The sequence below is a fragment of the Opacimonas viscosa genome, assembly GCF_024199005.1.
Lineage (GTDB): Bacteria > Pseudomonadota > Gammaproteobacteria > Enterobacterales > Alteromonadaceae > Opacimonas > Opacimonas viscosa.
The window spans coordinates 46059-59234 of record NZ_JANATA010000020.1 but is presented as its reverse complement, the minus strand read 5'-3'; the positions used below and the strand labels follow the sequence as shown (position 1 = coordinate 59234).

9 protein-coding genes and 1 pseudogene are annotated in these 13176 nt (G+C 39.4%); 7 read left to right on the top strand and 3 right to left on the bottom strand.

Features of this window, described 5'->3' with window-relative positions; translation table 11 throughout:
- Positions 1–17: 17 nt before the first annotated feature.
- Both NLF92_RS10680 and NLF92_RS10675 read right to left on the bottom strand, forming a co-directional pair.
- The gene (locus NLF92_RS10680; RefSeq protein ID WP_254101702.1) at positions 18–731 is read right to left on the bottom strand and encodes a hypothetical protein; all 714 of its coding nucleotides are present in this window, start codon (positions 729–731) and stop codon (positions 18–20) included.
- On the bottom strand, positions 731–3079 hold the full coding sequence (locus NLF92_RS10675; RefSeq protein ID WP_254101700.1) for a hypothetical protein: 2349 nt from the start codon (positions 3077–3079) through the stop codon (positions 731–733). Before NLF92_RS10675 ends, NLF92_RS10680 begins: the two co-directional genes overlap by 1 nt.
- 99 nt (positions 3080–3178) lie before the next feature.
- Between NLF92_RS10675 and NLF92_RS10670 the strand changes: the two are divergent.
- The 3 genes and pseudogenes from NLF92_RS10670 to NLF92_RS10660 all read left to right on the top strand — a co-directional run.
- A pseudogene (locus tag NLF92_RS10670) lies at positions 3179–3604 on the top strand (redoxin domain-containing protein); the annotation flags it as partial.
- 166 nt (positions 3605–3770) lie between these two features.
- Positions 3771–5327, top strand: a complete 1557-nt coding sequence (ahpF, locus tag NLF92_RS10665; RefSeq protein WP_254101698.1) for an alkyl hydroperoxide reductase subunit F — start codon at positions 3771–3773, stop codon at positions 5325–5327.
- Positions 5328–5579: 252 nt separating this feature from the next.
- A complete protein-coding gene (locus NLF92_RS10660; RefSeq protein ID WP_254101696.1) occupies positions 5580–6506 on the top strand; it encodes a manganese-dependent inorganic pyrophosphatase in 927 nt (308 codons plus the stop codon).
- 75 nt (positions 6507–6581) lie between these two features.
- Here NLF92_RS10660 and NLF92_RS10655 read toward each other — a convergent pair whose 3' ends face one another.
- Positions 6582–7343 (bottom strand): exodeoxyribonuclease III, encoded by a 762-nt coding sequence (locus tag NLF92_RS10655; protein WP_254101694.1) that lies wholly within the window; start codon positions 7341–7343, stop codon positions 6582–6584.
- Positions 7344–7664: 321 nt separating this feature from the next.
- On the opposite strand from NLF92_RS10655, the gene NLF92_RS10650 reads away from it, so the two are divergent.
- The 4 genes from NLF92_RS10650 to prpB all read left to right on the top strand — a co-directional run bounded on the left by NLF92_RS10650 (position 7665) and on the right by prpB (position 13080).
- Positions 7665–10568 (top strand): insulinase family protein, encoded by a 2904-nt coding sequence (locus NLF92_RS10650; protein WP_254101692.1) that lies wholly within the window; start codon positions 7665–7667, stop codon positions 10566–10568.
- A 17-nt stretch (positions 10569–10585) separates the two neighbouring features.
- Positions 10586–11431: an enoyl-CoA hydratase/isomerase family protein gene (locus NLF92_RS10645; RefSeq protein WP_254101690.1), complete on the top strand. Its 846-nt coding sequence runs from the start codon at positions 10586–10588 to the stop codon at positions 11429–11431.
- A gap of 87 nt (positions 11432–11518) precedes the next feature.
- Positions 11519–12205 carry a GntR family transcriptional regulator gene (locus NLF92_RS10640; protein WP_254101710.1) on the top strand — a complete coding sequence of 229 codons (687 nt, stop codon included), beginning with the start codon at positions 11519–11521 and terminating at the stop codon, positions 12203–12205.
- A complete protein-coding gene (gene prpB, locus NLF92_RS10635; RefSeq protein ID WP_254101689.1) occupies positions 12202–13080 on the top strand; it encodes a methylisocitrate lyase in 879 nt (292 codons plus the stop codon). The genes NLF92_RS10640 and prpB overlap by 4 nt, the downstream gene beginning before the upstream one ends.
- Positions 13081–13176: the final 96 nt, after the last annotated feature.

The following is a 13176-nucleotide window of genomic DNA, read 5'->3' as shown; positions in this document are numbered from 1 at the left end:
CAAATTAACTATAGTGGTTAAATTTTAAACGCGACAGGTAGTCTGACAGAGAGGGCATATGAACGAATTGAAATTCTGGTAGCTTCACTGCCAATTAACTCATTAATATATTTTTGAAGAGGTGATATTTCGCCAGTCGTGGACTTTATCTTTGACCAAGGAACTTTGATATTAAACAGTGCAAAAGGTAATTCTTTGAATATTTTCTTACTAGTTGAAGCAATCCAACTCCAAATTCTAAAATATTCTTGAGAAACATTTTTTTCAATAGATATCATCTCGACACATAGGGAGTGTAGCTTTTCGGAACTGATAACTTCAGAAGGTACAAGAGGCTGATTAAGCTTGCCACACAATATATGCTCTCTGCCGAGAAGTGCGCTCCAAGCCCTAACTACAGCGCCTAGACCTTTAGCAGCATCACTAGAGCTATATTTTAAAACTTGAACCCTCTGATATATTAGGATCTTAAAAAATAAAATGAGTGGATAATTGCTATTGTCTGGAAGCATCATTTTCCCCCAGTTGATATAGCTTCCGACTCTATCAGTACCCCATATATCATCTGAAAAATTAACACCACCAAACCTAGTCATGGGGTACTGCTCATATTTTTCTTCAATTGATTTGATCGCTTTCCATTGATTAATACCAATTAACGCTTTCTCTTCATTGTCTATGGAAGTATAAAATGATGATCTTGAGTAAATATCTTCTGCTAAATTTTGCATTATTTAATCTCTACGATGTTAATTTTTGGATGGACAATTGGTGGCAGAAGGTGTGTTTCTGGGTCTTCCCATGCCCGTACAGCTTGATTGAAAGCTAAGCTATGCTTTTCTTGCCCATTATTAGATTTGCTTTTAAATCGCTCGATGACTTCCCTTGCAAGGTTATGTTTTACTTCATAATGGGAGCTGTATAGTTCTGGGCTGTTTTTCAACAGTTGCTCGTATTGAAAGCACCTATAAATTATTCTTGGAATGTGTTCTTCATAGACAACAGCTCTAGAACAACCTAAACACATATCAAACTGATTGCAGTATTCTGTATTATAGCTTTCGTTATGATCAGGATTGTATGGGTCCGAACAATCACATAAATAGCGTTGCTCTCTTTCTCCGCTGGGTGTTTCGCCATTTGTTTTAAGTTGAGCTGCAATTTTCTGGTAGTTTTCGATGAACTTTAGTTGAAGACCAACTATGGCACTGGTAAGCATACCTTCTGTTTTACTTGATTGAAGTAAATAGGTAAGAGGAATAGTGTTTCTTAGATCTTCTCCTATTGCTTTAATCAAATCATCTTTAGTATTGATGCCTTCGAGATATTCAATAAGAATTTCACCTGACCATACCTTTCTAAACCTACTTGTCTCAAATTCATTTAGTAATGTGCCATTCTCATCTTTTAAGTAACAGTTGATCCGAAAATTTTCTCCGTATGCAATGCATGATGACCGAAATTCATCAGCATTTCCTATAAAGAGTTCCCTATTGGGGTTCGATTTTGCTTTTGCTTTTTCAAATAGCTCTAAATATTCATACAGAACAGAATTAGTTGGGATTTCAATACTTTCCTCTTGTGCTCCACCTTGGTTCACATGTCCTCTTACTTTTTTGCCTGTTAGCAAACAAGACGGTTCAGTAGCAAACGGTGCATACATTTTTAAAACTGATATGTTGTTTACATATGCTGGAATATTTAATGCGACTTCGCGGTTTCTTCCTGACTCACAGAGCAGAAGAAGCATAATTAAGTAGTCGAAGTGAGTAGTAAATCCTAATAAGAGATTATGTATACCTTTGTGTCTGCCGCTAAAAATGTAACTTTTATCGTCTGGTTTCCCATAAAATATCCAATTGCAACAATACTTATTTGCTATTCTGTTTTTATAATCATCAAGTGATTCATGCCAGTTTTTAACTTCAGACCAATTTCGAAAAGGCCGATTCAAAAGTTGGTGTATTTTTATAAAAGCTTTTTTTTCTCCAAAATATTTAATTCCATCTCTAGCCCCTTTATTATTAGCTATCGCAATTGGAAGTACGTTGTTTAATAAATAAGATACATCAGGGTTTTCTTTCAAATCTAATGGCAAACTGTTGTAGGCTTTTTCATATTCGAAGGCCAATATATCTTTAGATAAGCTCGATATATCATAGTTGTGTCGATGTTCGTTAATCAGTAAGCTATGCGCACTTTCAATCCTGACATAAGCTAATAACTCCATCTCAAAAGCTATCTCATGAGACTCAGCAGTATTATTGATTATTAATTCACGATACCTTTTTAATCCCTCACGGGTAAATAAGTCAGGTTCATCAAATCCATACAGTAGCTCATCTGCTCTATTTGTAACTTCCTTTATTTCTGACAGACATGCATTAACATATGCATAAATCTGAAACATCACATAATCGCTATAGTCATGAGTCAATTTACTTTTCTTTATGCGATCTTCCGCTGAAAGGCTTTCCTTAGGTTTATCTAAAGCATTGGTAATAATATATGAATGAATCGAAGCTTTTACGCTGTCCGATATTAGTGGAATTAACTTAATCGCATTTTTAAGCTGTTTCGATATCGCAACAATTCTCTCTCTAGAAAGTTTACTGTCTAATTTAGCTTGAAGAATACTGTCATAATCATTGAGTGAAAATTCGATCAGTGTGACATTGTTTTGAGTGAGATAAACAGACAACCATTCGTATGCATAAAACTTATTATAATTATTAAAGTTACCTTCTCGATAGTCCTTCAACAGCACACGAAGTAAAACAGCAGCGTCCTTAGAAGAGAAATGATAATGTTCATGAAACCAGTTTAGCGATTTCTTCCCCTTTCTTAGCTTTACAGGAATAGCGTTAATATTGATCTTCTCTTTATGATCAAGAATCAAAATAGTGTTTTGATTTTGATAACCTGTTATCGGCAGTTCAAAGTTTTCTTCAGGTAGCACCAAGATTGGTAATCCATCATCTGATAGATTTGAAACGATACCGTTATATACGATGGCTTCTTTCTTTTCTTGAAATGCTTCTTTAACATCTGTTTTAGAAAAAAGATTCTTTCTTCCCACCACAAAAACTCAACAGTTAATCAAAATTACATTGAATTATAGTTTACAAATGCACTTTTTCAACAGATAAAATATAACAGTTAATCAGTAATAACATTTTGTCCTACAGAACTTGAAGATATGCAAAATATCTACCCAGAACTAAAAGCACTAGGTGTTGAAGTATACGCAGTATCAACAGATTCTCATTTCGTACACAAAGCGTGGCATGAAGCTTCTGAAGCAATCAGCAAAGTAACTTATCCGATGTTAGGTGATACGACTGGTGCGATTACTCGTGGTTTCGATATTATGATTGAAGAAGCTGGTCAAGCATTACGTGGTACTTTCTTAGTAAACCCTGAAGGTGTTATCAAAGTTGCAGAGATTCATGATTTGGGTATTGGTCGTTCTGCTAAAGATATGTTGCGTAAAGTTAAAGCTGCTCAGTATGTAGCGAATAACGATGGTGAAGTATGTCCAGCTGCTTGGGAAGAAGGCGAAAAGACACTTGCTCCAAGCTTAGACTTAGTTGGTAAAATCTAAGCCAAACGTTAATTTAGGTATTGCAGAGTGATTTAACACATTCTCCATGCCTTAAGAATAAAGGGCTAGGTCACTAGCCCTTATATTCCCAAGTAAAATATGAATTTTTGATGATGCCTAATGGCGTTCATCTCGTTCAGTGCATCTGTAAAAAAGGAAATCGCTCATGATTACTCAAGATATTATTAACGCATTAACTCAGTACACACAGAATATGAATGCGCCTCTTCAATTTGTTTTACAAAAGGGTGAACATAGCAAGCGTGCTGAACTGTTAGATTTTTTAAATAAATTCGCGACAGCTTCTGATTTGATATCAGTAAAAGAGGCTGAACGTCCAGAGTTACGTAGTCCTATTTCATTTACTTTGTTGGTGAATAACGAACCAACGGGTGTTATCTTCTCGGGGATCCCAAGTGGACACGAGTTTAATTCTTTAGTCCTTGCGGTACTGCATGCAACAGGTACAGAAATCAAATTAGATAAGACCATTCAGGATATGGTCAAACGAGTAACTCAGCCGTTAAATTTCACCGTATATGTGAGTTTGAGCTGCCACAACTGTCCTGATGTTGTTCAGGCATTAAATCAATTCGCATTGCTTAATCCGTTGATCACTACAGAAATGATCGATGGCGGTTTATTCCCTAAATTAATTGAAGAAAACAACATCCAAGGCGTACCCAGTGTTTATTTGGATGGTGAAATTTTTGCAAACGGCAAGATTGATACCGCCCAATTGGTTGAAAAGTTAATGGCAGTAGCACCAGAAACCAAGAAAGTTGATCCTTTAGCTGCCCAATTACCCGTTCAGGATGTCACTGTTTTAGGTGGAGGACCAGCAGGTGTCAGTGCAGCAATATATGCAGCACGTAAGGGCTTAAAAGTTACTGTCATTGCTGATCGTTTTGGTGGACAAGTAAAGGACACCATGGGAATTGAAAACCTTATTTCGGTATCCAGTACGACAGGCCCAGAATTAACTGGGGCAATGATGACGCATCTAAATGATTATGAAGTGACGTTGAAAGAGCACTTACGTGTTGAAAAAATCGAACAAGGTGATATCAAGTCATTAACCTTATCCTCCGGTGAAGTGATCAAATCAAAATCTATCATCGTCGCGACAGGGGCAAAATGGAGAGAATTAGGTGTACCAGGTGAGAAAGAAAACATTGGTAATGGTGTTGCATATTGTCCGCATTGTGATGGCCCATTCTACAAAGGTAAGGATGTAGCTGTCATCGGCGGTGGTAATTCTGGTGTGGAAGCTGCGCTAGATTTAGCCGGTATTGTAAAATCAGTGACGGTTTATGAATTTGCTCCAGATTTAAAAGCTGACCAAGTCTTGATTGATCAAGCAACTAAGCGAGATAACATTAGCATCGTAAAAAATGCTGCTACTAAGCAAATTATTGCGACGGATGGCAAAGTTTCTGCCATTGAGTTTGAAGATAGAGCAACTGGCGAGATTAAACAGCAAGCACTAGAAGGTATCTTTGTACAAATCGGGTTAGTACCAAACTCACAAATTCTGAAAGATGTCGTAGAATTAACTCCTTGGGGTGAAGTCGTCATTAATGAAAAAGGTGAAACGTCTGCTCCTGGTATATTTGCTTGTGGTGATGTGACAACCGTTCCTTACAAACAAATAATTATTGCGATGGGGGAAGGTTCAAAAGCTAGCTTAGCCGCCTTTGACTATCTCCTAAAATTAGATTAATTGATTCACGAACTAGATGCTTTGGGGAAGTCATCTAGTTAATACTCTAAGTGTTCTCCTTTTCCCCATTTTGACCTGGTCTAATTTTCTTAGACCAGGTCTTTTTTTCTGTTTTCCTAGCATGCTAAACCTTTTCTTGTTCTAGGCGCTCGGTTTATAACACTTTCCGGAACTCAGGCCTACCACCACAGCACTATTGGCATAAATCACGTTTCCATATAGAATACAAACAAATTTTTTTGGAGTATTTTTATGGCAATGTATGTAGTGGGTCACAAGATCCCTGATTCAGATTCGATTTGTGGTGCGTTAGCGATCGCATATTTGAAAAATCAAATTGGTGAAGAAGCTATCCCGACTCGTTTAGGTGATGTTTCACCGGAAACCCAATTCATTTTAGATAAGTTTGGCTTTACTGCACCAGAGTTGAAAATGAGCTATGCGGGTGAAGAAGTATATATTGTTGATCATACTGAAAAAACACAGGCCCCAGATGATATTGACGAAGCTACGGTTGTCGGTGTTGTTGACCATCACAAATTAGGTGACTTAACGACTTCGACACCTCTAGAGTGTTGGATCCGTCCAGTTGGTTGTAGTAATACTATCGTTAAGATGATGTATGATTTTTACAATGTAGACATTCCACCTGCTTATGCAGGTATTATGATGTGCGCGATTCTATCTGATACTGTTATTTTTAAATCACCGACCTGTACTACTGCTGATATTAAATGTGTTGAAGCATTGGCAGAAATTGCGGGAATTGAAGATTATAAAGCACTTGGTATGGAAATGTTCAAGGTGAAATCTGCGGTTCAAGGAACACCTACTCGTGACTTAGTTATGCGTGATTTTAAAGATTTTGATATGCACGGTAACTTAGTGGGCATTGGTCAGTTAGAAGTGATCGATTTATCTGTTTTTGACGAGATTAAGGCAGATTTAGCTGCTGATATTATCAAGTTAAAAGAAGAAGGTAAGCGTCATTCTGTTATGCTGTTATTGACCGACATTATGAAAGAAGGTTCTTTAATGTTAATCGCTTCGGATAATGAAACAATTATCGCAGACGCATATGGTGTTACAGTAGAAAATAACGAAGTATGGTTAGACGGCGTTTTAAGTCGTAAGAAGCAAGTTGTTCCTCCACTACAAGATGGATTTGCGAACGCTTAAAAGCACTTACTTAGATAAAATAAAAAGGGTTTGGAGTTTTCTCCAAACCCTTTTTTAGTAATGTAGCCTGCTTTTTTAACTCAGCTCAATACTCACTGGGCAATGGTCAGAACCAAATAAGTCATTATGAATTTCAGCGTCAGCTATTCGCCCACTGAGGCTAGCTGACGTTAAAAAGTAATCGATCCGCCAACCAACATTCTTTTCTCTTGCGCCAGCACGGTAACTCCACCATGAATATTTAACCTCCTCAGGCTTTTTAAAACGGAACGTATCAATAAATCCGGCTGCTGTGAAATTATCAATCGCATCGATTTCAGCCTGCATGTATCCAGGACTTTTATTGTAGTTTGGTTTTGGACGAGCTAAATCTATATCCCTGTGGGCAACGTTTAAATCGCCACAGATAATAACCGGTTTGGTTTTTTCTAATTCTTGTACAAAGGCTAAGAATGCGACATCCCAAGTCACGCGATAGTCCAAACGTTTTAGACCACTCGATGAATTAGGGGTATAAACCGTCACTAAATAAAAATCATCGTACTGCGCAGTAATGACTCGACCTTCTTGATCGTGTTCTTCGATTCCGATGTCATACGTTACACTAATAGGCTCTTGACGAGAGATAATGGCTGTACCGGAGTACCCTTTTTTGACAGCTTCGTTTGCGTAAATGTGGTAGCCCTCAACGTCTGCCAATGCTTCTTTCACTTGTTCTACTTGCGCTTTGGTTTCTTGCAAACACAATACATCTGCATCCAAAGAGGCAAATGAACTAAGAAAATCTTTTTTTACTATGGCACGCACGCCATTTACATTCCACGAAACGAGTTTCATATCTGACTCCGGTAAGTAGTATACGCATTAATTTTTAGATGATCATACCATCCAACCTTGCTCGCTGTGCATCTTTTTGATGGGAATGTTGAAATGTTTTCTTACGTTTTTGTCATTGCCTTTTTGTGTGCAGGTTTTATTGTGTTAATCGAAATATTTTTAGCAAAGTGAGTTCTCGAGCATCGTCATAGATGTTTGAATATTGAACACCATTACTTATTTGTTATATGTGTATTTTGTAGCACATGTGAACTAAACAGACTTATTAGAAAGTCTGTAGATAAGCGTCTGACGATAAAGATGCAAGAAAAGGAGCGACAAATGAAGAATAATATCCCTACAAGATGGAAGTTAGCCTCTGTATCAGCCTTAGTGATTAGCTTACTGGGCTTGAGTGCATGTAGTCAAACGCCTACGGCAGTAACCACCCAAACTTCTTTGGTTCCAGAAACGCTTGTGACGAGTCCAAACGATGACCGTGAATATGCAACAATGACCCTGCCAAATGGTATTAATGTCATTTTAGTATCGGATGAAAGCGTCGAAAAATCTGCTGCAGCGTTAAGTGTAGGGGTGGGTTTGTTACAAGACCCGATGACCCAACAAGGTATGGCACATTACTTAGAACACATGTTGTTCCTGGGAACTGAAAAATTCCCTGATACGAATGAGTATACAGAGTTTATGACGCAAAATGGTGGCCAACATAACGCTTATACATGGTTAGATATTACCAATTACATGTTCAAGATTAACAACGATGCATTCCCTGAGGCATTAGATCGTTTTTCTGATTTTTTCAAAGCCCCAAAACTTTATCCTGAATATACAGAAAAAGAAATTAATGCAGTCAATGCTGAATGGTCAATGCGTCGAGAGATGGATTTTTTTGGTCAATTTAAACTTGCCCGAAAGATGATGGGAGAACATCCGGCAAATCGTTTTCTAATCGGTAATTTAGAAACTCTTGGCGATAAAGAAAACAGTAAACTGCACCCTGAAACAGTAGCCTTTTTTGAGCAATATTATTCTGCGAATATTATGAATGTCGCGATGATCGCCAATCGTCCCCTAGCTGAAATGAAAATGTTAGCGACCAATTACTTTGCCGATATTCCCAATAAAAACATTCCTGATCCCGATGTGACAGATACACTCGATTTATCACAAGTAGGGGGGAAACGCGTACATTATGCGCCCAACCAAGACGTCAAACAGTTGAACTTAGATTTTACTATTCGCAACAACATGGCTGATTTTGCTGTGAAGCCAAATCAATATCTAGCCTACTTGTTATATTCTGAGATGCCAGGTACACCAGCCCAACTCTTGCGTGATAAAGGTTGGGTTTCATCATTTACCGCAGGAGCAGCACCTAACCAGTATGGTAACTATGGCACTTTTTACGTCAACATAGAGTTAACGGATTTAGGGATGCAGCACCGTGAAGAAATTGTGGCGCTGGTGATGCAGTATATCGATTTGATCCGCGAAGAAGGCGTTGATCAAAAATACTTTAACGAGATCCGTACATCCTTACAAAATCAATTCACTTTTTTAGAAAAAGGGGATGAGTTCGGGTATGTTTCAAACTTAGCAGCGGCTATGCAAGATTACCCTCTTACTAATGCCATTAATGCTGGCTTTACTTATGCAGAATTTGATGAACAGGCGATAAATAATGTACTCGCACAGTTAACTCCTGAGACATTGAAGGTTTGGTATATTAGCCAACAAGAAAAAACCGATAGTCAATTACATTTTTATGATGGTAAGTATCGCATTGTAGATATTACGGATGCCGAGATAGCAACTTGGCAGCAGCCAAGTGAAATTGCAATGAATTTGCCAAAGGTTAATACCTTATTACCAGAGAATTTTAAGGTATTTGATTTGCCGGATGAGCTGAAAGCCCAACCCAAGATTGTGTTTGACGAAGCGGGCATCAAAGTCTGGCAATTTGCGAGTCAAGACTTCCCTGACCAGCCTAAAGGTTTAGCTAAAATCTATGTGAACAACCCTGATAACCTCAGCAATATCAAAAATGAAGTTCTGCTATCTATATGGGCTGATTTGTATGATTTACAGACGGCTGCTTTGGCAACTGAAGCCAGTATTGCTGGCATGAATATGAGCTTTTCTGCCCTAAATGGTTTTGAGTTAACGCTAAACGGTTTTACAGATAAACAAGCTGCATTGCTGGAAAATGCACTAACCGCACTGGAGATTGATATCACCGAACAAGGGTTTGCCCAGGCTGTTGACCGCTATGTTCGTAATATTACCAATGCAGGTAAAGCGTTTCCGATTAATCAAGTCATCAATAAATATCGAGAGCTCGTTCGTTCGGGAGTTTACAGCGAGGAGGATCTTATTGCGACGGCACAAAGCTTAACTGTGAGTGATTTACAACAAGTACTGCAAAGTACATTAGCCAATAACCAAGTGCGGATTTTTGCTTTTGGTAATTATGCTCAGGCTGATGTCCAAGCTATGGTTGCAAAATTACGCGCTATCCTACCAGAACAGCGGACTGTGACAGAGTATGCGCGCAGTGGACGTTGGGCTCCTCAAACAGGTGAGGTTCTCGTGTATCAAAAAGATATAGACGTGGCTGATGTCGCCCTGATTGATATGCATGTGCATCCACAAAAAGGAGTGGCCCAGCGAGCTCAAGGGTTAATTTTACAAAGCCATTTCAGAACAGTTGCATTTGATAAGCTACGTACCGAAGAGCAGTTAGCATATGCAGTAGGTGGTTTTGCACCCGCTATCGATGATTACACTGGCTTAGGTTTATATATTCAAACTCCAGTCAAAGGACCGGCTGACATGCAAGCGCGTTTTGCGGCATTTAAAACAGAGTATGCTAAAGCGTTAGCTGAAATGACGCCTGAGTTGTTTGGCCAACTAAAAAATGCAGCATTAGTGAGCTTAAAAGAGCAACCTAAAAATCTTTCTGATGAAGTGGGGCCATTTATTGCTGATTGGTACCAAGAAAAATTCTCATTTGATACCCAGGACAAGTTAATCGCTGCAGTGGAAAAAGTCACTTTAGATGACATCAAAGACTTCTATCAACAAACGATGTTAAATCCAACGGCCGCTCGCTTGAATATTCAGCTACGTGGCACTAAGTTTGTTGATAAAGCGTTTGCTGATTTGCCTAATCAGACCTTAATCACTGATGTTTCCGAGCTAAAAGCAATCATGCAATATCAATAAAATACCAAGGGTTTTTGATGAACGATTTAGGATTGACTGCACAGCAAGCTAAATATTGTACGACTCACATCCATGAGCAAGTGTTGACTATTACCATGAACACACCAGCCAAATTAAATGGCTGGACCTTGCCTATGATGGAATCATTTCGTGCGGCATTTAGCAAAGCTGCTGATAATGATCATGTTCATGCGATTATTTTTACAGGTACTGGCCCTTATTTTTCTGCTGGTGTGAATTTATCAAGTACGATCAAACTGATGGCTCCAAAACGACTCAAAGCTCTCATCACCGAGATGAATCAAGCGTTGTTTGATATGTTTTTGGCCATCCCAAAACCGATTTTGGTTGCGATAAACGGACCTGCCATCGGGGCTAGTGTGACTTCTGCCACCTTGTGCAATCACATTATTGCCTCATCCAATGCAACATTTTTATTGCCGTTTGCACGTTTAGGTGTGCCTCCAGAAGGGTGCTCATCGGTTCATCTACCCAAATTAATTGGTGCCGATAATGCTGAGCGCATGATGGGGCCTGAAGGGTGGGTACCTACTGCCCAAGAAGCGGTTCAGATAGGGTTGATTCAAGGCATCAGTAAGCCTGAGCAATTACTTGCTGACGCACAAGCCATTGCCAAAGAATGGGTCAGAAATGGCACTCCCCGAGCGTTTATGGCTGGTAGTGAAAAGGCAGAACTATTAGCGGCTAATCAAGCAGAATCGATTGCGCTAGGGAATGCTTTCCTAGCGACGCCTTTTTTAAATGGGCAAGCCAAGTTCCTATGGTCAAAAAAGAAATATATGCCGGCGTTGACTTTCTACCTCTTGGTTGTAACCAGGCCTATTTGGAAATACTTTTTATAGGACTATTGTCGACAATCCTAGTTAATTCACTTGAGTTTTTACATTACAAGACGTATATTGTCGACAATGTAATCAGTCGAGTGAATGATGAGTTTAGTATTCCCAATGGCAGTAACGTCTGCTGACAAGACGTTTTACCAGTTGCGCCAAGATATCGTTGAAGGTCTTATCCCTGCAGGTAGTAAACTCAGTGAAACAGAGTTGTCGACAAAATACGCTGTCAGCCGAGCAGTTATTCGTGAAGCAATCAATCGGTTAACCTCCTGTCATATTGTTGAGCGCAAAGCTAACATCGGAGCACGAGTTGTTGAGTTAACTCCTGAAGGCTTGATTGAACTGTATCAAGTGCGTGAATCTCTAGAGGGGATGGCTGCAAGGCTCGCTGCTAAAAACATGACAGAGCTAGAGATTAAGGATTTAATGGCTTTACTCGATACCCACTTTACGACGGTCGAGTCAGAAAAAACCTATTACCAAGAAGCCGGTGATGTGGATTTTCATTACCGCATTATAATGGGTAGTAAAAATACCCAATTAATCACATTATTAACCGAAGGCATTTATCACTTAGTGCGCATGTATCGTGTGCAGCTTGGTATGGCTGGGCCTCGGGTAACAACTGCTTTTGCTGAGCATACCAATATTGCTCAAGCAATCCAAAACCGTGATGAAGAATTAGCAGAAATGTTGATGCGTCGTCACATCTTATATTCGAAAAATAATATCGAAAACAAACTTCTTACCCCTACAGACACCACAAGGAAATCTTTATGAGTCCAGGTAAAAAATTCCGCGCAGCATTGGCTGCGAACAAACCTTTACAGGTCGTTGGTACGATCAACGCGTATTCAGCGATGATGGCAAAACAAATCGGTCACCAAGCTATTTATCTTTCGGGTGGCGGTGTTGCCAATGCATCTTATGGTTTACCTGATCTCGGTATGACGTCACTAAATGATGTGATTGTGGATGTACAGCGCATTACCTCTGCGTGTGATTTACCGTTGCTTGTCGATATCGATACTGGTTGGGGTGGTGCATTTAATATTGCTAAAACCATCCGTGATATGGAAAAAGCGGGTGCTGCCGCAGTACACATGGAAGACCAAGTCGCGCAAAAACGTTGTGGTCATCGCCCCAATAAAGAAATTGTTTCAACTGCTGAGATGGTCGATCGCATCAAGGCCGCAGTAGATGCCCGTACTGACCCAGACTTCTTTATCATGGCACGTACCGACGCATTTGCTCAAGAAGGCCTCGAAGCAGCTATAGAACGAGCTAAAGCATATGTTGCAGCTGGAGCGGATGGGATTTTTGCAGAAGCAGTCAAGACTGAAGAACATTACCGTGCATTTAGCGCAGCTTTAGATGTCCCCATTTTGGCGAATATCACTGAATTTGGTCAAACGGAACTCTGGAATCGTGAGCAGTTAGGCGAGTGGGGAGCAGCGATGGTTCTTTATCCTTTATCTGCTTTTCGTGCAATGAATAAAGCCGCTGAAAATGTCTATCGTCATATTCTCGATGACGGTGACCAAAAAGCGGTTGTCGATACCATGCAAACACGTATGGATTTGTATGACTATCTGGGTTATCACGACTATGAACAAAAGCTTGATGCATTATTTGCAGAAGGTAAAAACAAATAAAACGGATATTTACCTTACATCTAAGGATGCATAATCAAGGTAGAGAATCATAAAATTTCGAGTTAGTCCCATTAAGGGTTAACTCACCCTACAAAG

Coding starts and splice junctions, on each gene's coding strand:
- NLF92_RS10655 (WP_254101694.1), bottom strand. CDS start 7,343: ATGAAACTCGTTTCGTGGAATGTAAATGGCGTGCGTGCCATAGTAAAA.
- prpB (WP_254101689.1), top strand. CDS start 12,202: ATGAGTCCAGGTAAAAAATTCCGCGCAGCATTGGCTGCGAACAAACCT.
- NLF92_RS10640 (WP_254101710.1), top strand. CDS start 11,519: ATGAGTTTAGTATTCCCAATGGCAGTAACGTCTGCTGACAAGACGTTT.
- NLF92_RS10680 (WP_254101702.1), bottom strand. CDS start 731: ATGCAAAATTTAGCAGAAGATATTTACTCAAGATCATCATTTTATACT.
- NLF92_RS10650 (WP_254101692.1), top strand. CDS start 7,665: ATGAAGAATAATATCCCTACAAGATGGAAGTTAGCCTCTGTATCAGCC.
- NLF92_RS10645 (WP_254101690.1), top strand. CDS start 10,586: ATGAACGATTTAGGATTGACTGCACAGCAAGCTAAATATTGTACGACT.
- ahpF (WP_254101698.1), top strand. CDS start 3,771: ATGATTACTCAAGATATTATTAACGCATTAACTCAGTACACACAGAAT.
- NLF92_RS10660 (WP_254101696.1), top strand. CDS start 5,580: ATGGCAATGTATGTAGTGGGTCACAAGATCCCTGATTCAGATTCGATT.